At 64.1% G+C, this 16350-nt stretch carries 18 protein-coding genes; 9 read left to right on the forward strand and 9 right to left on the reverse strand.

Annotated features, from left to right (window positions below; genetic code table 11):
- Window positions 1-17 precede the first annotated feature (17 nt).
- Both C6A77_RS00750 and C6A77_RS00760 read left to right on the forward strand, forming a co-directional pair.
- Entirely contained in the window at window positions 18-575 is a 558-nt protein-coding gene (locus tag C6A77_RS00750) for an L-threonylcarbamoyladenylate synthase (protein WP_015268440.1), read from the forward strand.
- Between the two features lie 439 nt (window positions 576-1014).
- Window positions 1015-1314 carry a hypothetical protein gene (locus C6A77_RS00760; RefSeq protein WP_114167599.1) on the forward strand — a complete coding sequence of 100 codons (300 nt, stop codon included), beginning with the start codon at window positions 1015-1017 and terminating at the stop codon, window positions 1312-1314.
- A gap of 363 nt (window positions 1315-1677) precedes the next feature.
- On the opposite strand, the gene C6A77_RS00765 is transcribed toward C6A77_RS00760, so the two are convergent.
- Window positions 1678-2655 (reverse strand): NADPH:quinone reductase, encoded by a 978-nt coding sequence (locus C6A77_RS00765; RefSeq protein ID WP_114167600.1) that lies wholly within the window; start codon window positions 2653-2655, stop codon window positions 1678-1680.
- Between the two features lie 134 nt (window positions 2656-2789).
- Between C6A77_RS00765 and hemF the strand changes: the two genes are divergently transcribed.
- Together hemF and aroE are read left to right on the forward strand one after the other, a co-directional pair.
- Window positions 2790-3701, forward strand: a complete 912-nt coding sequence (gene hemF, locus C6A77_RS00770) for an oxygen-dependent coproporphyrinogen oxidase (RefSeq protein ID WP_114167601.1) — start codon at window positions 2790-2792, stop codon at window positions 3699-3701.
- Window positions 3702-3726: 25 nt separating this feature from the next.
- Window positions 3727-4551 carry a shikimate dehydrogenase gene (gene aroE / locus C6A77_RS00775; protein ID WP_114167602.1) on the forward strand — a complete coding sequence of 275 codons (825 nt, stop codon included), beginning with the start codon at window positions 3727-3729 and terminating at the stop codon, window positions 4549-4551.
- 134 nt (window positions 4552-4685) lie between these two features.
- On the opposite strand, the gene C6A77_RS00780 is transcribed toward aroE, so the two are convergent.
- The 3 genes from C6A77_RS00780 to betC form a co-directional block, all read right to left on the reverse strand.
- Window positions 4686-6251, reverse strand: a complete 1566-nt coding sequence (locus C6A77_RS00780) for a SulP family inorganic anion transporter (RefSeq protein WP_114167603.1) — start codon at window positions 6249-6251, stop codon at window positions 4686-4688.
- Window positions 6252-6377: 126 nt separating this feature from the next.
- Entirely contained in the window at window positions 6378-7307 is a 930-nt protein-coding gene (gene choX / locus C6A77_RS00785; protein ID WP_114167604.1) for a choline ABC transporter substrate-binding protein, read from the reverse strand.
- A 10-nt stretch (window positions 7308-7317) separates the two neighbouring features.
- Window positions 7318-8841: a choline-sulfatase gene (betC, locus tag C6A77_RS00790; protein WP_114167605.1), complete on the reverse strand. Its 1524-nt coding sequence runs from the start codon at window positions 8839-8841 to the stop codon at window positions 7318-7320.
- A 108-nt stretch (window positions 8842-8949) separates the two neighbouring features.
- On the opposite strand from betC, the gene C6A77_RS00795 reads away from it, so the two are divergent.
- Window positions 8950-9849 (forward strand): LysR family transcriptional regulator, encoded by a 900-nt coding sequence (locus tag C6A77_RS00795; protein WP_114167606.1) that lies wholly within the window; start codon window positions 8950-8952, stop codon window positions 9847-9849.
- A gap of 128 nt (window positions 9850-9977) precedes the next feature.
- Here the strand turns inward: C6A77_RS00795 and C6A77_RS00800 are convergent, their stop codons facing one another.
- The gene (locus C6A77_RS00800; RefSeq protein ID WP_114167607.1) at window positions 9978-10595 is read right to left on the reverse strand and encodes an NAD(P)H-binding protein; all 618 of its coding nucleotides are present in this window, start codon (window positions 10593-10595) and stop codon (window positions 9978-9980) included.
- 52 nt (window positions 10596-10647) lie between these two features.
- Here C6A77_RS00800 and C6A77_RS00805 point away from each other — a divergent pair, with 52 nt between their 5' ends.
- Complete coding sequence (locus tag C6A77_RS00805) at window positions 10648-10980, forward strand: DOPA 4,5-dioxygenase family protein (protein WP_114167608.1); 333 nt, start codon at window positions 10648-10650, stop codon at window positions 10978-10980.
- A 120-nt stretch (window positions 10981-11100) separates the two neighbouring features.
- Here the strand turns inward: C6A77_RS00805 and trpA are convergent, their stop codons facing one another.
- Together trpA and trpB are read right to left on the reverse strand one after the other, a co-directional pair.
- Window positions 11101-11910 (reverse strand): tryptophan synthase subunit alpha, encoded by an 810-nt coding sequence (gene trpA, locus C6A77_RS00810; protein WP_114167609.1) that lies wholly within the window; start codon window positions 11908-11910, stop codon window positions 11101-11103.
- Complete coding sequence (gene trpB / locus C6A77_RS00815) at window positions 11907-13124, reverse strand: tryptophan synthase subunit beta (RefSeq protein WP_114167610.1); 1218 nt, start codon at window positions 13122-13124, stop codon at window positions 11907-11909. Before trpB ends, trpA begins: the two co-directional genes overlap by 4 nt.
- Window positions 13125-13234: 110 nt before the next feature.
- On the opposite strand from trpB, the gene C6A77_RS00820 reads away from it, so the two are divergent.
- A complete protein-coding gene (locus C6A77_RS00820; RefSeq protein ID WP_114167611.1) occupies window positions 13235-14131 on the forward strand; it encodes a LysR family transcriptional regulator in 897 nt (298 codons plus the stop codon).
- On the opposite strand, the gene C6A77_RS00825 is transcribed toward C6A77_RS00820, so the two are convergent.
- Window positions 14128-14451, reverse strand: coding sequence for a DUF883 family protein (locus C6A77_RS00825; RefSeq protein WP_114167612.1), 324 nt, complete (start codon window positions 14449-14451; stop codon window positions 14128-14130). The two genes, C6A77_RS00820 and C6A77_RS00825, sit on opposite strands and share 4 nt — an antisense overlap.
- 150 nt (window positions 14452-14601) lie before the next feature.
- Between C6A77_RS00825 and C6A77_RS00830 the strand changes: the two genes are divergently transcribed.
- Together C6A77_RS00830 and C6A77_RS00835 are read left to right on the forward strand one after the other, a co-directional pair.
- Window positions 14602-14817, forward strand: coding sequence for a dodecin (locus tag C6A77_RS00830; protein WP_013970282.1), 216 nt, complete (start codon window positions 14602-14604; stop codon window positions 14815-14817).
- A gap of 101 nt (window positions 14818-14918) precedes the next feature.
- Entirely contained in the window at window positions 14919-15140 is a 222-nt protein-coding gene (locus C6A77_RS00835; protein ID WP_114167613.1) for a DUF1161 domain-containing protein, read from the forward strand.
- Between the two features lie 99 nt (window positions 15141-15239).
- On the opposite strand, the gene C6A77_RS00840 is transcribed toward C6A77_RS00835, so the two are convergent.
- Window positions 15240-16244, reverse strand: a complete 1005-nt coding sequence (locus C6A77_RS00840) for an LLM class flavin-dependent oxidoreductase (protein ID WP_114167614.1) — start codon at window positions 16242-16244, stop codon at window positions 15240-15242.
- Window positions 16245-16350 lie beyond the last annotated feature (106 nt).

Consider the following 16350-nt stretch of genomic DNA (forward strand, 5'->3'; position numbering starts at 1 on the left):
TAGGCGGAGTGACAGAAATGGTGAGCAGTTTTCGTGTGCAACAAGCCGCACGTGAGATCCGGGCGGGCGCGGTGATCGCCTACCCGACGGAAGCGGTCTGGGGCCTGGGCTGTGACCCGTGGAACGAGGACGCGGTGTATCGCCTGTTGGCGCTGAAGTCGCGGCCTGTGGATAAAGGGCTGATTCTGGTCGCTGACAACATCCGCCAGTTCGACTTCTTGTTCGAGGATTTCCCCGAAGACTGGATCGACCGCATGGGCAGCACCTGGCCGGGGCCAAACACCTGGCTGGTGCCGCACCAGGACCTGTTGCCCGAGTGGGTGACCGGGCAGCATGACACCGTGGCGCTGCGGGTCAGTGACCACCCGGTGGTGCGTGAGCTGTGCGCGCTGGTCGGGCCGTTGATTTCCACCTCGTGCAACCCCGGTGGGCGCCCGGCGGCGAAGACCCGGTTGCGCGTGGAGCAGTACTTCCATGGCCAGCTGGACCTGGTGTTGGGCGGGGCCTTGGGCGGAAGGAAGAACCCAAGTGTGATTCGCAACCTGGCCACTGGCGAAGTCGTTCGCCCGGGCTGACACATATCCACAGGCCGGCCCCGATCCGCTGTGGGAGCGGGCGAGCCCGCGAAGAATCCAACGCGGCGCCTGGCACGGGCTTCGCCCGTGTTCGCGGGCATGCCCGCTCCCACAGGTCAGCGCCAAGCCCACGCAGATTTTTCTGATTTTCTCTCGAAGGGCTGTCCAGCCTGCGGCTTGGGAAATATCCTACGAGCCACGTCCCTTGTCATCACCTTCTCAGTGGGAACCAGTGCCCCTAGGCTTTATCCATCGCCGAATAACTTGGCGATCGGGTGTGGTAGCCCGGATGCATTTTTTCCATGGCAGTCTATGGCGGCTGTGCGTGGGAGGCTTTCGAGCCTGCCTGGATTGGAAAATGCCCGGGTCTACCACCTCGCGTACAGTCGCCACCCATTCACGTGGTAGTGATGGTTGGCGGCGTTAGGAGCATTTTCCAATGATGAAGAAAATTGTCCCCGATCCACCCCTGCCCTGCACCTCCACCCGCCCCTTCGGTCGCTGCGATGCCGGCCACGAACCGCTGTTCACCGTAAACCCGAACATTTCCGCCGAAGACGCCTTGGTCCATGTAGCCCTGTACCTGCGCGGTGCGTATGAGACGGGCTCCAAAGCCCTCGAATACCTGCGCGAAGAGGGCCGTGGCATGTATTGGTCGAGCTTGCATTCCATTGAACTGGCTGAGGGATTGGTAGAGGCGATTCTCGATGGCATCGAGTCGTCACCACCGAGGAAATAATCCAAAGATGACGATCCAAGATTATCCGAATTCTAACCTTGACCAGACCGAGCACTTGCTTGCCAGTGAACGGAATGCGAAGCGGCTTCGCGATTCTCTTGAACAGCTTAAGTACGGTGGTCAAAGGATACTGTGGGCACGACCTTTTGAGTCTTCAGTGCTTGTAGTGGCGCCATCGCCGGTAAGCCTGCTCCCAGAGGGCTAGCACCGTACTCAAGGTTGATGCAGTACCTGTGGGAGCGGGCGCGCCCGCGAACACCGGCGGTGCCGGTGCCATGCACCGCGGTGCTTGCTTCGCGGGCATGCCCGCTCCCACAGGGATGGCACTGCACTCAAGATCGGTGCAGTACCTGTGCGAGGAAGTCAAGGAAGCAGAATTGTGGAACCCACAGTCCGCCGCGCCGACAGCTCCGCCTGCGCCTTGGCCGCCTCACTCAGCGGATACCGCTGCTGGATATCCACAACCAATTTGCCGCTGCCAATCATGGCAAACAGGTCATCGGCCATGGCCTGGGTGTTCTCGGCATTGTTGGCATAGCTGGCCAAGGTCGGCCGGGTCACATACAGCGAGCCCTTCTGCGCCAGAATCCCCAGGTTCACCCCGCTCACCGCACCCGAGGCATTGCCAAAGCTCACCATCAACCCACGCGGTTGCAGGCAGTCGAGCGAGGTCAGCCAGGTGTCGGCGCCGACGCCGTCATACACCACCGGGCATTTCTTGCCGTCGGTCAGTTCCAGCACCCGCTTGGCCACATCTTCGCGGCTGTAGTCGATGGTCGCCCAGGCCCCCAGCGCCTTGGCCCGCTCGGCCTTCTCGGCAGAACTCACGGTGCCGATCAGCCTGGCGCCGAGGGCCTTGGCCCACTGGCATGCCAGCGAACCCACGCCACCGGCCGCCGCGTGGAACAGGATCACATCGCCTGGCTTGACCTGGTAGGTCTGCTTCAGCAGGTACTGCACGGTCAAACCCTTGAGCATCACCGCCGCTGCCTGCTCGAAGCTGATGTTGTCGGGCAGCTTGACCAGGTTGGCCTCCGGCAGCGTATGCACCTCGCTGTACGCCCCCAGCGGGCCGCCGGCATGGGCAACGCGGTCTCCAACCTTCAGCCGCGTCACGCCTTCGCCTACCGCCTCGACCACCCCCGCCGCCTCGGTACCCAGGCCCGAAGGCAGGGAAGGCGGCGCATACAGCCCGCTGCGGAAGTAGGTATCGATGAAGTTCAGGCCGATTGCGTGGTTACGCACACGCACCTGCTGCGGCCCTGGCGGAGCGGGTTCGAACTCCACCAGTTGCAACACTTCCGGGCCGCCATGCTGGCTGAACTGGATACGCTTGGCCATCTCGCACTCCTGTTGTCGGGATCGGGAAAGGCCTTCTATCGGACGCCTTTGCTTGATCGCCGTCAACTGCGGCGCGTGGGCTGGCGGTGGTATGCTACGCGGCGAATTCTTCCCTGCCCGTTCCTGGTGACCCGATGACTAGCCGCACCGAGGCCGTGAAAGCCTACCTGCTCGACCTGCAAGACCGCATCTGCTCTGCCCTCGAAAGCGAAGACGGCGGCGCCCGCTTCGTCGAGGACGCTTGGGTGCGCGAAGCCGGTGGCGGGGGCCGCACGCGGGTGATCGGCGATGGCAAGGTGATCGAGAAAGGCGGGGTCAACTTCTCCCACGTATTCGGCGCCGGCCTGCCACCGTCGGCCAGCGCCCACCGCCCGGAACTGGCGGGCCGTGGCTTCGAGGCGCTGGGCGTGTCGCTGGTGATTCACCCGCACAACCCGCATGTGCCGACTTCCCACGCCAATGTGCGTTTCTTCATCGCCGAAAAGGAAGGTGAAGAAGCGGTGTGGTGGTTCGGGGGCGGCTTCGACCTGACCCCGTACTATGGCAACGAAGAAGACTGCATCCACTGGCACCGCGTGGCCGAGCAGGCCTGCGCGCCGTTCGGCGCCGATGTGTACCCGCGCTACAAGGCCTGGTGCGACCGCTATTTCCACCTCAAGCACCGTGGCGAGCCACGCGGCATCGGCGGCCTGTTCTTCGATGACCTGAACGAGTGGGGCTTCGACACCTGCTTCGCCTTCATCCGCGCCATCGGTGATGCCTACGTCAACGCTTACCTGCCGATCGTCCAACGCCGCAAGGACACGCCCTACACCCCGCAGCAGCGCGAGTTTCAGGAGTACCGTCGCGGCCGCTACGTGGAATTCAACCTGGTCTACGACCGTGGCACCCTGTTCGGCCTGCAGTCTGGCGGCCGCACCGAGTCTATCCTCATGTCGCTGCCGCCGCAGGTGCGCTGGGGTTACGACTGGAAGGCCGCGGCTGGCAGCGAAGAGGCGCGCCTGACCGAGTACTTCCTGCAGGACCGCGACTGGCTCGCCCAATAACTCTGTGGATAACCAAGGAGCCGTCATGGACCAGTACGTTGTTTTTGGTAACCCCATCGGCCACAGCAAATCGCCGTTGATCCACCGCCTGTTCGCCGAGCAGACCGGTCAGGACCTGGAGTACGCCACGCTGCTGGCGCCGCTGGACGAATTCAGCGACTGCGCGCGCGGGTTCTTCAAGCAAGGCAGTGGCGGCAACGTCACTGTGCCGTTCAAGGAAGAGGCCTACCGCCTGTGCGACAGCCTGACCCCGCGTGCCCGCCGCGCTGGCGCGGTGAACACGCTGAGCAAACTGGCCGACGGCACTTTGCAGGGCGACAACACCGATGGCGCGGGCCTGGTGCGCGACCTGACGGTGAATGCCGGGGTAGCGCTGGCGGGCAAGCGCATTCTCATCCTCGGTGCTGGCGGTGCAGTGCGTGGCGTACTGGAGCCGATCCTGGCGCACCACCCGCAGTCGCTGGTAATTGCCAACCGTACCGTGGAAAAGGCCGAGCAGCTGGCGCGTGAGTTCGATGAGCTGGGGCCGGTGGTGGCCAGCGGGTTTGCCTGGTTGCAGGAGCCGGTGGATGTGATCATCAACGCCACTTCGGCGAGCCTGGCCGGGGAATTGCCGCCGATCGCCGACAGCCTGGTCGAGGCCGGGCGTACGGTTTGCTACGACATGATGTATGGCAAGGAGCCGACGCCGTTTTGCCAGTGGGCCGAGAAACTGGGGGCGGCCAAGGTGCTGGACGGGTTGGGGATGCTGGCCGAGCAGGCGGCTGAGGCGTTCTTCATCTGGCGTGGGGTTCGGCCGGATACCGCGCCGGTTTTGGCTGAGTTGCGCCGGCAGCTGGCACGGGGCTGAGATTGCGGGGCCGCTTCGCGGCCCATCGCGACACAAGGCCGCTCCCACATGGGTTCGGTGTACACCATACTCCCTGTGGGAGCGGCCTTGTGTCGCGATGGGCTGCGCAGCAGCCCCAGAATCTCAACCCGACCTCATTCCTCAAACCGGATCGGGCACAACTCCACCCCTTCCAGCTTCTGCAATTCCTCGATCACCTGCGGCCTGGCCCGGTGCAAGGTCAGGCTCCCCCCCGCCCGCCGCAACCGCCGCGCTTCACGGTGCAACATATCCACACCCGAGTAGTCGATGAAGTTCACCTGCCGCGCATCGATCACCACATGCGGCCCCTGGCAGCGCTGCAGGCGCACCTGCAGGTAATGCGCCGCACCGAAGAAGATCGACCCGCCCACCCGCAGCACATCCGCCTCCCCTTCGCGGCTTTGCTGCACCCGTGGCCGTGACGTGCGCTTCAGGTAGAAGAACAGCGACGCCAGCACCCCCGCGTAGATGGCTGTCTGCAATTCCAGCAACAAGGTCGCGGCAGCCGTCAGCGCCATGACCAGGAACTCCGAGCGGCTGACCCGGAATAGCGCGCGAATCCCCCGGTGGTCCACCAATCCCCAGCAGATCAGCAGAATGCTGCCAGCCATCGCCGGGATCGGCAGGTGGGCGATCAGCCCGGCGCCGGCAACCGCGAACAACGCCACCCACAACGCCGAGAACACACCGGCCATGGGCGAGCGGGCGCCGGCGTCGTAACTCAACCCGGAGCGGGTGAACGAGCCGGAAGACAGGTAACCGGAGAACAACGCACCGAAGATGTTCGACAGGCCCTGCGCGCGAATTTCCTGATCAGCGTTAATCAACTGCTCCGAACGTGCTGACAACGAGCGGGCAATCGACAGGCTTGTGACCAACCCGAGCATGCCCACTGCCACGGCGCTGGGCAGCAGGCGCAGGATCAACTCCACATCCAGCAAAGGCAGCGGGCTGAAGGGCGGCAACTGGCCGGTGAACGCCGGCACGCGCGGTACATGGCCAAAGAAGCCGGGCAGCAGCCAAGCCAGCAGGCTGACCAGGATCAGACTTATCAACAGGCTCGGCCAACGTGGGCGCCAGAGCTTGAAGGCCACGCCGACCATCACGGTGGCCAAGCCCAGGAGCAAGGAAGGCAGGTCAACCTCGCCGGCATGGCTGGCCAGGTCCTGCACGGTTTTCAGTGCCGTGGGCTGGCTGGGCAGGTCCATGCCCAGCAGGTTGGGCAGTTGGCCCAGGGCAATGACGATGGCGGCGCCCAGGGTGAAGCCGAGCACCACGGAGTGGGAGACGAAATTGACCAGTGCGCCGAAGCGCAAAAGCCCGAGCAGCAATTGGAACAGGCCGCCGAGAAAGGTCAGCAACAGCACCAGGGTGACGTAGTCGGCGCTGCCGGCCACGGCCAGCGGGCTGATGCTGGCGTAGAGAACGATGGAAATGGCGGCGGTCGGGCCGCAGATCAGGTGCCAGGACGAGCCCCACAGGCAAGCGATCAGCACCGGCACGATGGCGGCATACAGCCCGTACTCGGCGGGGAGACCGGCGATCAGGGCATAGGCTATGGATTGTGGCAGGGCGAGGATGGCACCGCTCAGGCCCACCAGCAGGTCCTGGCGCAGGCTGCGGCCCGATTGGTGGGGCAGCCAGGAGATAAAGGGCAGCAGGTGGATGATGCGATGCATGAGATTTCTACAGTTCCGAAGGTTCACTGTCCTCTGTGGGAGCGGGTTTACCCGCGAATGCGGCGGTACATTCGATGCAGCATTCGCGGGTGAACCCGCTCCACAGAGCGCGCGTCGTGCCGGAGACTACAGCCTGGCTTTGACAGCCTCCAGCGCATTGCCATCAGCTTTGCTCGTCACCCCGGTCAACCACCCGTCCAGCACTTCGGGATGGGCCTTCACCCAGCCCTTGGCCGCAGCATCGAAGCTGACTTTCTTGTCCACAACCTCGGCCATGATGGCGTTTTCCATGTCCAGCGTGAACTTCAGGTTAGCCAGCAGCTTGGCGGCGTTGGGGCAGGCTTGTGGATAACCTTTGCGAGCCAGGGTATACACCTCGCCCTTGCTGCCAAACCACTTTTCCCCGCCACTCAGGTAATGCATCTTCAGCTTCACGTTCATCGGGTGCGGGGTCCAGCCCAGGAAGGTGATGAACTGCCGTTTTTTCACCGCCCGGTCGACCTGCGCCAGCATCGCCTGCTCGCTGGACTCCACCAGCTTCCACTGGCCGAGGTTGAATTCATTGTTGTCGATGATCTCCTTCAGCGACAGGTTGGCCGGGGCGCCGGAGCCAATCCCGTACAGCTTCTTGTCGAATTCGCCGGCGTGTTTCTGCAGGTCGGCGAAATCCTTCACCCCGGCATTCCACACATAATCGGGCACTGCCAGGGTGAATTCGGTTCCCTCCAGGTTGCGCGACAGTTGCTGTACATCGCCGTTGGCGATGAACTTGTCATGGAAACCCTGCTGCGCCGGCATCCAGTTGCCGAGGAAGGCATCGACCCGGCCATCCTTGAGGCCGCCGTAGATGATCGGTACAGCCAGGCTGTCGATCTTTACCTGATAACCGAGGCTTTCCAGCAGCAACCTGGCCACGGCATTGGTCGAGGCGATATCGCTCCAGCCGGGGTCGGCCATTTTCACGGTGGTACATTGTGCATCGCTGTCGGCGGCGTCGGCGGTGCCTGCGCCCAGGCTCATGGCCAGGGCGAACACAGCGGCGGAGAACTTCTGCATGGCGGCCTCTCTATACTCTTTCCAAGGGTGCGGGCTGTGGATAACGTGCCTTGCGCTCGAGGTCGTCGAGATCGATATGGTTGCGCATGTACTGTTGGCTGGCGTCCACCATGGGTTGGTGGTCCCAGCTTTTCAGCTTGCCGATGGCCAGTGCTTCGGCCACCAGGCGGCGGCGGCGCTGGCTGGCCAGCACTTGCTGGCGCAGCGTGGGGATGTCCCAGCGCTGGCGTGCTTCATCGACAAATGCCTGCAGCAGCGCCTGGTGGTCCGGGCTGCCGGTGAGGTTCTCCCGCTCGTGCGGGTCGCGGCTCAGGTCATAGAGTAGGCATGGGTCGTCTTCGCTGTACACGAACTTGTAAGGCCCACGGCGGATCATCATCAGCGGGCCGACAGTACCTTCGGCCATGTACTCGCCAATCACTTCGTCGTGGCCGCCCTGCCCTTGCAGGTGGCCGAGCAGCGAGCGGCCGTCCAGGTGCAGCTGGTTATCCACAGCGCCGCCGGCCAGTTCGACCAGGGTCGGCAGCAGGTCGCAGGTGGACACCGAGGCGGTGACCCGAGCGGGCGCGAAGCGCTGTGGGGCGTGCACCAGCAGCGGTACCCGGGCCGACATCTCGAACCAGTGCATCTTGTACCAGAGGCCGCGTTCGCCAAGCATGTCGCCGTGGTCGCCAGAGAACACGATCAGGGTGTTTTCGGCCAGGTTGCATTCGTCCAGCGTCTGCAGCAGCTGGCCGATGTTGTCGTCGATGTAGCTGCAGGCGCCGAAGTAGGCACGGCGGGCGTCGCGGATCTTGTCCACCGGCAGCGGCTTGTTCCACAGGTCGTAAACCTTGAGCAGGCGCTGCGAGTGTAGGTCGAGTTGCTCCTGAGCGAACTCGGCGCGGGGCATGGGGATATCCACACCCTCGTAACGGTCCCAGTAGCGTTTGGGAATGGTGTACGGGTCGTGCGGGTGGGTCATCGACACGGTCAGGCAGAACGGTCGGCCGTCGTTTTCCCGCACATGGTCGTAAAGGTACTGACGCGCCTTGAACAGCACTTCCTCGTCGAAATCCAGCTGGTTGGTACGCACACAGGGGCCGGCCTGCAGCACCGAGGACATGTTGTGGTACCAGCTGGGGCGCACATCCGGTTCGTCCCAGTTCACCGCCCAACCGTAGTCAGCCGGGTAGATATCGCTGGTCAGTCGCTCTTCGTAGCCGTGCAGCTGGTCGGGGCCACAAAAGTGCATCTTGCCCGACAGCGCTGTGCGGTAGCCCAGGCGACGCAGGTAATGGGCGTAAGTGGGCACATCAGCGGGGAAATCGGCAGCGTTGTCGTAGGCACCGATGTGGCTGGGCAACTGGCCACTGACCAGGGTGAAGCGCGACGGCGCGCACAGCGGGCTGTTGCAGTAGGCCGAATCGAACACCACGGCCTGCTCGGCAAGGCGGCTCAGGTGCGGCATCTGGATGGGCGAAGGGGCGTAGATCGGCAGCAACGGTGCGGCCATCTGGTCGGCCATGATGAACAGGATATTCGGACGCGTCATGGTGGCTTCCATCGTCGAGGGTTATGCGAACCGCTTGCCTACCAAGATGCGACTGCGGCTAACATGGGTAAAGCCCACGGCGGGCAATGACTGGGATTAGCCAAGCTTATGTTCGAGCACCTCACCGAGCTGTCGCTGGATACCTTGCGCGTGTTCGAGGCTGCTGCGCGCCTGCGTGGCTTTACCGCCGCAGCGCTGGAACTGGGCACTACCCAGCCGGCGGTCAGCCAGCAGGTCAAACGGCTGGAGGCACAGTTGGGCACACGCTTGTTCGACCGCATCTACCGGGGCATCGAGCTGACCGAGGCTGGCCAGCTGCTGTTCGAACAAGTGCATCAAGGCCTGCAGGCCATGGAAGACGGCGTTGCCCAAGCCAGCGGGCGTGGCCAGCGCGAGGTGTTGCAGGTGGCAACTGACTTCGCCTTTGCGGCGTTCTGGCTGATGCCCCGGCTACAGCGCTTTCACGAGGCTTATCCACAGGTGGATGTGAGCCTGGTGACCGGTGAACGCAGCCAGGGCATGTTGCGCCCGGACATCGATGTGGCGGTGTTGTTTGGTGACGGGCGCTTTCACCAGGGCGAGAGCCGCTGGTTGTTCGATGAGGAAGTGTTCCCGGTGTGCAGCCCTCGGCTGGTTCATGGCAAACCCTTGTCAGCCGAGGGTTTGCAACGATTGCCCCTGCTCCATCTGAAGGGCGAGCAGGCCAGCCGCTGGTTTGATTGGGCTGGGGTCTTTCGCGGGTTTGGCGTCGCCAGCCCGCCGCCGGCTGGGCAGTTGCGGTTCGATAACTACACGTTGTTGATTCAGGCGGCGATTGCCGGGCAGGGCGTGGCGATTGGCTGGGGGCACCTGGTGGATGGGCTGGTGGAGCAAGGCTTGCTGTGCCGGCCATTGGCGGGGAGTTTGCGGTCGGCGCGGGGCTATTACGCGGTGTTGCCGCCGCGCAAGCGGCGTGGGGCGTTGATCGAGCGGTTTGTGGATTGGCTGGAGCAGGAGCGTAGCCTGTGACATACCCGGGGCCGCTTTGCGGCCCATCGTCGGCAAGCCAGCTCCCACAGGTGCTGTACAAGCCTGGAACATGGCGCTGTCCGTGTGGGAGCTGGCTTGCCGGCGATGGGCTGCACAGCCCTGGCAATCTAGACCACGAAGTTCAGATGCTCGCCCCGGTGCAAGTCCAGCTCCAGCATGTCCACCATCCCCGCCGCGACCCTGGCCAAGCGCCGCAACGGCTCGGCCAACCCCGGCTCCAGGGTGCCCTCGGTACTGCGAAAATGCTCCATCCCCAAGCCAGCCAGTTCTGCGGGCGCATTGATCAGCGTCCAGTGCAACTCACTGCGTTGCAGCCCATCGACCACCTGATCCACACATGCCCGCTGCACTGCGCTGTACTTGCCCGGTTCATCCAGCACGTCGAAATCGCCCACCAGCAACAGCCGGCGTATAGTCGTGCGCTTGAGCCCTGCCAGCAGCGCCTCGCTCATGCTCGCCTGCCGCGGCAGGTCGCCCGGCGCCAGTGTCGACAGCAGCGCAATCACTGCCGAGCCGCCTGCTGCGCCCTGCTCCGCCTGGTCGGCATCGCCCAGCCCGCCTATCTTGAAATGCAGACCCGGGCGTGGCGCATGGCGGTTGAGGTCATCGACCACGGCGGTAACCTCATGCTGGCGCGCCAGCAGCTCGACCATCAGGGCACTGCCCAAGCTGCTTTCAGGCCCGAACAGGACCAGTTTGAACACTGGGGTTTCGGCGTTTTTCACTGCATCACTCCCTTTGCAGGTGGTGATGGTTGGACCGCAATCAGGAGTTATCGTGCAGAGGATCAAGGGCTATCACGCCCACGTTTACTACGACGCAGCGACCATCGAGCAGGCGCGTGAACTGTGCGAAGAGGCGGCGCGGTTGTTTCCGGTGAGCATGGGGCGCATGCACCAGAAGCCGGTGGGGCCACACCCGGACTGGAGCTGCCAGTTGGCGTTCGGGCCAGAGGTGGTGGGGGTGGTGTTGCCCTGGTTGGCGCTGTATCGCAAGGGGCTGGTGGTGTTCATGCACCCGCTGACCGGGGATGAACTGGCCGACCACCGCGATCATGCGATCTGGATGGGGGCTGTGAGGCCTTTGGATCTTTCGATTTTTGGGGGCTAGAGTTGTGTAGCCTGTGCCGGCCTCTTCGCGGGTGAACCCGCTCCCACAGGGACCACACAGATACTGAAAGCTGTGAAAAACCTGTGGGAGCGGGTTTACCCGCGAAGCAGGCGACGCGGTTCAGCGCCGAGCGCCGCGCACCCCTTCAGCCAGTGCCGAGCACAGGCTCAGGACGTCGTTCACCGCCTGCTCGGCACCCTTGGCCTGGGCGATCTTGTCGACCAGCGCCGAGCCCACCACCACGCCGTCTGCCAGGCGGGCAATGGCGGCCGCCTGCTCTGGCGTGCGAATGCCGAAACCCACGCTGATCGGCAGATCGGTATGCCGACGCAGGCGGGCAATGGCCTCGGTGACATGCTCGGTGGTCGCCGAGCCGGCACCGGTCACGCCGGCCACCGACACGTAGTAGACGAACCCGGAGCTACGCTCCAGCACCCGCGGCAGGCGCGCGTCGTCGGTGGTCGGGGTGGTCAGGCGGATGAAGTCGATGCCTGCAGCCTGGGCCGGGGTGGCCAGTTCGGCGTCGTGCTCCGGCGGCAAGTCGACGATGATCAGGCCATCGACGCCCGCCTCTTTGGCTTCAGCCACGAACGCTTCCACGCCAAAGCGGTGGATCGGGTTGTAGTAGCCCATCAGCACGATCGGCGTGGCCTGGTTATCCACACGGAATTCGCGAACCATCTGCAAGGTCTTGGCCAGCGTCTGGCCAGCTTCGAGGGCACGCAGGGTTGCCAGCTGGATGGCTACGCCGTCGGCCATCGGGTCGGTGAACGGCATGCCCAGTTCGATCACGTCGGCACCGGCTGCCGGCAGGCCCTTGAGGATCTGCAGCGAGGCGTCATAGCCGGGGTCGCCTGCGGTGACGAAGGTGACCAGTGCCGAGCGGCCCTCGGCCTTCAGCTCGGCGAAGCGTTGTTCAAGACGGCTCATGCCTGTTTCTCCTGGGCGGCCATGTGGTTCATGACGGTTTGCATGTCTTTGTCACCGCGGCCCGACAGGCACACGACCATCAGGTGGTCCTTGGGCAGCTTCGGTGCGCGCTTGATCGCCTCGGCCAGGGCGTGGGAGCTTTCCAGGGCCGGGATGATGCCTTCCAGGCGGCAGGTGGCGTGGAACGCGTCCAGCGCTTCGTCGTCGGTAATGCTGACGTACTCCACGCGCTTCACTTCATGCAGGTAGGCATGCTCCGGGCCGATACCCGGGTAGTCCAGGCCGGCGGAAATCGAATGGGCGTCGGTGATCTGGCCGTCTTCGTCCTGCAGCAGGTAGGTGCGGTTGCCGTGCAGCACGCCGGGGACGCCACCGTTCAGGCTGGCGGCGTGCTTGTCGGTGTGCACGCCGTGGCCGCCGGCTTCGACGCCGATGATCTGTACGCTGGGTTCTTCGAGGAATTCATGGAACAGGCCCATAGCGTTGGAGCCGCCACCGACGCAGGCAACCAGGCTGTCTGGCAGGCGGCCTTCCTTCTCGTGCAGCTGGGCGCGGGTTTCCTTGCCGATGATCGACTGGAAGTCGCGAACCATGGCCGGATACGGGTGTGGGCCGGCCACGGTGCCGATCAGGTAGAAGGTGTCTTCGACGTTGGTGACCCAGTCGCGCAGGGCCTCGTTCATGGCGTCTTTCAGGGTGCCGGTGCCGGCAGTCACCGGGACGATCTCGGCGCCCAGCAGTTTCATGCGGAACACGTTGGCCTGCTGGCGCTCGATGTCGGTGGCGCCCATGTAGATCACGCAAGGCAACCCGAAGCGTGCGGCCACGGTGGCGGTGGCCACGCCGTGCATGCCGGCGCCGGTTTCGGCGATCAGGCGCTTCTTGCCCATGCGCTTGGCCAGCAATACCTGGCCGATGCAGTTGTTTACCTTGTGCGCGCCGGTGTGGTTGAGCTCTTCACGCTTGAAGAAGATCTTCGCGCCACCGCAGTGCTCGGTCAGGCGCTCGGCGAAGTACAGCGGGTTGGGGCGGCCGATGTAGTCGCGCTGGAAGTAGGCCAGTTCTTCGAGGAATTTCGGGTCGGCCTTGGCCGCTTCGTACTCACGGGCCAGGTCCAGCACCAGTGGCATGAGGGTTTCGGCCACGTAGCGGCCGCCGAACGAGCCGAACAGGCCGTTGGCGTCGGGGCCGGGGCGGTATTGGGACTGGGTCATGGGGCGCTCCAGGGCGTGATGAATGAGTGATGGGCTTTACTGTAACCACGGCAAGCCCGGCTGAAAACCGATAAGATTGCGCAAACTTGTCAGAAAAACTCACAGCTACCATGGCCCACGACCTCCCTCCCCTCAACGCCCTGCGAGCCTTCGAGGCTACCGCCCGGCTCAACAGCGTCAGCCAGGCGGCTGAAGCGCTGCACGTTACCCATGGCGCCGTCAGCCGGCAGATCAAAGTGCTTGAAGCGCACTTGGGCGTGGCGCTGTTCGTCAAGGACGGGCGTGGCATCAAACTCACAGATGCCGGCGTGCGCCTGCGCGATGCCAGTGGCGAAGCCTTCGACCGCCTGCGCAGTGTCTGTGCCGAGCTCAGCCGTGATGTCAGCGAGGCGCCGTTCGTGCTGGGCTGCTCGGGCAGCCTGCTGGCGCGCTGGTTCATCCCGCGATTGGGGCGGCTGCAGGCCGATTTGCCTGAGCTGCGCCTGCACCTGTCGGCCGGTGAAGGCGACCTCGACCCTCGCCGCCCGGGGCTGGATGCCTTGCTGGTGTATGCCGAGCCACCGTGGCCGGCGGACATGCAGGTGCATGTGCTGGCCGAGGAACGCATCGGGCCGGTCCTCAGCCCGCATTTCGCCGGTTGTGAGCGCTTGCAGGGCGCACCGGCCAAGGCCTTGCTGGGCGAGGCCTTGCTGCACACCACTTCGCGCCCGCAGGCGTGGCCGAGCTGGGCCCTGGAGCAGGGGTTGGACGTAGCGGCCTTGCATTACGGGCAGGCCTTCGAGCATTTGTACTATTTGCTGGAGGCTGCCGTGGCCGGGTTGGGCGTGGCGATCGCGCCGCAGCCGCTGGTCGCCGATGACCTGCGGGCGGGCCGCCTGATAGCGCCGTGGGGCTTTTCGCCTACCGCTGCAGCGCTGGCACTGTGGGTGCCCCGGCGCGCCGCGGACGGGCGCGCCGAGCAGTTGGCGCAGTGGTTACGTGCGGAACTGGCGCGCCAGAGCGCTTAGTTGCGCTTGCACAGCAGGTAGGCCGCCAGCAGGCCCAGTGCGCCGATGGCAACACCCGCCGTGGTGTACGGGTGTTCCTGGGCGTAATCACGGGTGGCGATGCCGGTCTGGCGGGTCCGCTGCTTCACTTCCTCGTAGGCATCGCTCAGCAGGCTGCGGGAATGCCGAAGGGCGCTCTCGGCGTTGCTGCGGATGGCCTTCACCGACTTCTGAGATTCTTCCGACGCGTCATGTTTGAGGTTCTCCAGGCTCTTCAGAAGGCTCTCGATTTCGGCTTCCATACTTTCCAGGGACGTTTTACGCAGCGAATTGCGGTGCATGTTGACTCTCCTTCGCGTTGTGGACTGTAGAGGTTGCGACTGCCAAGCGAAGCGAAAGTGCGATCGAACTTTTACCAACGGTGACGGTTCGCAGGTAAACCCTGCCTGCGCTGCTAGGCTGAATCTCACCGTTATCCAAGGAGAGCGCTCATGACCGATCATCACACCTACAAGAAGATCGAACTGGTGGGGTCGTCGACCACCAGCATCGAGGAGGCCATCAACAACGCCCTGGCCGAAGCGGGCAAAAGCATCAAGCACCTGGAGTGGTTCGAGGTGATCGACACCCGGGGCCATATCCGCGACAACAAGGCGGCGCACTTCCAGGTCACGCTGAAGGTTGGCTTCCGCATCGCCAACAGCTGAAACACTGCCGAGCTGGATGAGCCCGGCATGATGGGGTATCCAGGGATGGGGCGCCTTGGCGGGCGCCCTTTCCGATTTCATCTGCACAAGGAAAGCGAGTGATGAACAGACTGATTCTGGCGCTGGGCCTGATGACCCTGGCCGGTGGTGCGCTGGCAGCAGGCAAGCCGTGCGAGGAACTGAAGGCGGAGATTGCGGCCAAGCTGGAGGCCAAGGGGGTCACCGGCTACAAACTGGAGATCGTCGACAAGGGCGACCCGGCCGGGAAGGTGATTGGCAGCTGCGAAGGTGGGACCAAGGAGATTGTCTACCGTCGCGGTTGATGTGTTGGCGTCTTCGCGGGCTCGCCCGCTCCCACAGGGACTGCACAGACGCTGAAACCTGTGGAGTACCTGTGGGAGCGGGCAAGCCCGCGAAGAAGGTCACGCGGTCTTGAGCGCCTGCGCCAGCAGTTCATAGGACCGAATCCGGTCCGCATGCTCATACAAATCACAGGTGAACATCAGCTCATCTGCCCCGGTCTGCTCCAGCAGCACTTCCACCTTGGCCCGCACCTTCTGCGGGCTGCCGATCATCGCCAGGCCGAGGAAGCTGCCTACCGCGTCCCGCTCATGGGGCAGCCACAGCCCATCCATGCTTTCCACCGGCGGCTTTTGCATCAGGCTCTGCCCGCGAATCAGCGCGAGGATGCGCTGGTACACCGATGTGGCCAGGTACTCGGCCTGTTCATCGCTATCCGCCACCACCATCGGGATGCCGAGCATCACATACGGTTTGTCCAGCGTGGTCGAGGGCTTGAAGTGGTTGCGATACACGCGGATCGCCTCGTGCATCAGGCGCGGCGCGAAGTGCGAGGCGAAGGCGTAGGGCATGCCGCGCATCCCGGCCAGCTGGGCACTGAACAGGCTGGAACCGAGCAGCCACATCGGCACCTCGGTGTCGTGGCCAGGCACGGCGATCACTTTTTGATCATCGGTACGCGGGCCGAGATAGCGTGACAATTCCTCGACGTCATCCGGGAAATCGTCCGGGCCGCCGGCACGGTCACGGCGCAAGGCATAGGCGGTCATCTGGTCGGAACCCGGGGCGCGGCCCAGGCCCAGGTCGATGCGCCCCGGGTACAGGCTGGCGAGGGTGCCGAACTGTTCGGCGATCACCAGCGGCGCATGGTTGGGCAGCATGACCCCGCCAGAGCCCACGCGAATGCTCGAGGTACCACCGGCCAGGTAGCCGATCAGCACCGAGGTTGCCGAACTGGCGATGCCGTCCATGTTGTGGTGCTCGGCCACCCAGAAGCGGTTGTAACCAAAGCGCTCGACATGCTGCGCCAGGTCCAGCGAGTTGCGCAGCGACTGCGCAGGGCCGGCGTCGGCGCGCACCGGCACCAGGTCGAGGGTGGAAATTTTCAGATCACGCAGCTGGGTCATGGAGCCTCCGCAAAAGTGGTTGGCCAGAGGCCTTTATGACTCTGTATGGGCGCATTCGTTGGATTCAATGCTCGCGGTCGGATTGCGCTGAACTTGCTGTACGAAG

It is taken from the genome of Pseudomonas sp. AFG_SD02_1510_Pfu_092 (assembly GCF_003331055.1).
In the GTDB taxonomy this organism is placed as follows: Bacteria; Pseudomonadota; Gammaproteobacteria; order Pseudomonadales; family Pseudomonadaceae; genus Aquipseudomonas.

Excerpts from the sequence above, each read along its gene's own strand:
- C6A77_RS00750 (WP_015268440.1), top strand. The coding sequence starts at position 18 with ATGGTGAGCAGTTTTCGTGTGCAACAAGCCGCACGTGAGATCCGGGCG.
- C6A77_RS00795 (WP_114167606.1), top strand. The coding sequence starts at position 8,950 with ATGTTCGAGCACCTCACCGAGCTGTCGCTGGATACCTTGCGCGTGTTC.
- C6A77_RS00820 (WP_114167611.1), top strand. The coding sequence starts at position 13,235 with ATGGCCCACGACCTCCCTCCCCTCAACGCCCTGCGAGCCTTCGAGGCT.
- betC (WP_114167605.1), bottom strand. The coding sequence starts at position 8,841 with ATGACGCGTCCGAATATCCTGTTCATCATGGCCGACCAGATGGCCGCA.
- C6A77_RS00830 (WP_013970282.1), top strand. The coding sequence starts at position 14,602 with ATGACCGATCATCACACCTACAAGAAGATCGAACTGGTGGGGTCGTCG.
- C6A77_RS00765 (WP_114167600.1), bottom strand. The coding sequence starts at position 2,655 with ATGGCCAAGCGTATCCAGTTCAGCCAGCATGGCGGCCCGGAAGTGTTG.
- aroE (WP_114167602.1), top strand. The coding sequence starts at position 3,727 with ATGGACCAGTACGTTGTTTTTGGTAACCCCATCGGCCACAGCAAATCG.
- C6A77_RS00840 (WP_114167614.1), bottom strand. The coding sequence starts at position 16,244 with ATGACCCAGCTGCGTGATCTGAAAATTTCCACCCTCGACCTGGTGCCG.
- C6A77_RS00760 (WP_114167599.1), top strand. The coding sequence starts at position 1,015 with ATGATGAAGAAAATTGTCCCCGATCCACCCCTGCCCTGCACCTCCACC.
- C6A77_RS00780 (WP_114167603.1), bottom strand. The coding sequence starts at position 6,251 with ATGCATCGCATCATCCACCTGCTGCCCTTTATCTCCTGGCTGCCCCAC.
- C6A77_RS00835 (WP_114167613.1), top strand. The coding sequence starts at position 14,919 with ATGAACAGACTGATTCTGGCGCTGGGCCTGATGACCCTGGCCGGTGGT.
- hemF (WP_114167601.1), top strand. The coding sequence starts at position 2,790 with ATGACTAGCCGCACCGAGGCCGTGAAAGCCTACCTGCTCGACCTGCAA.
- C6A77_RS00825 (WP_114167612.1), bottom strand. The coding sequence starts at position 14,451 with ATGCACCGCAATTCGCTGCGTAAAACGTCCCTGGAAAGTATGGAAGCC.
- trpA (WP_114167609.1), bottom strand. The coding sequence starts at position 11,910 with ATGAGCCGTCTTGAACAACGCTTCGCCGAGCTGAAGGCCGAGGGCCGC.
- choX (WP_114167604.1), bottom strand. The coding sequence starts at position 7,307 with ATGCAGAAGTTCTCCGCCGCTGTGTTCGCCCTGGCCATGAGCCTGGGC.
- trpB (WP_114167610.1), bottom strand. The coding sequence starts at position 13,124 with ATGACCCAGTCCCAATACCGCCCCGGCCCCGACGCCAACGGCCTGTTC.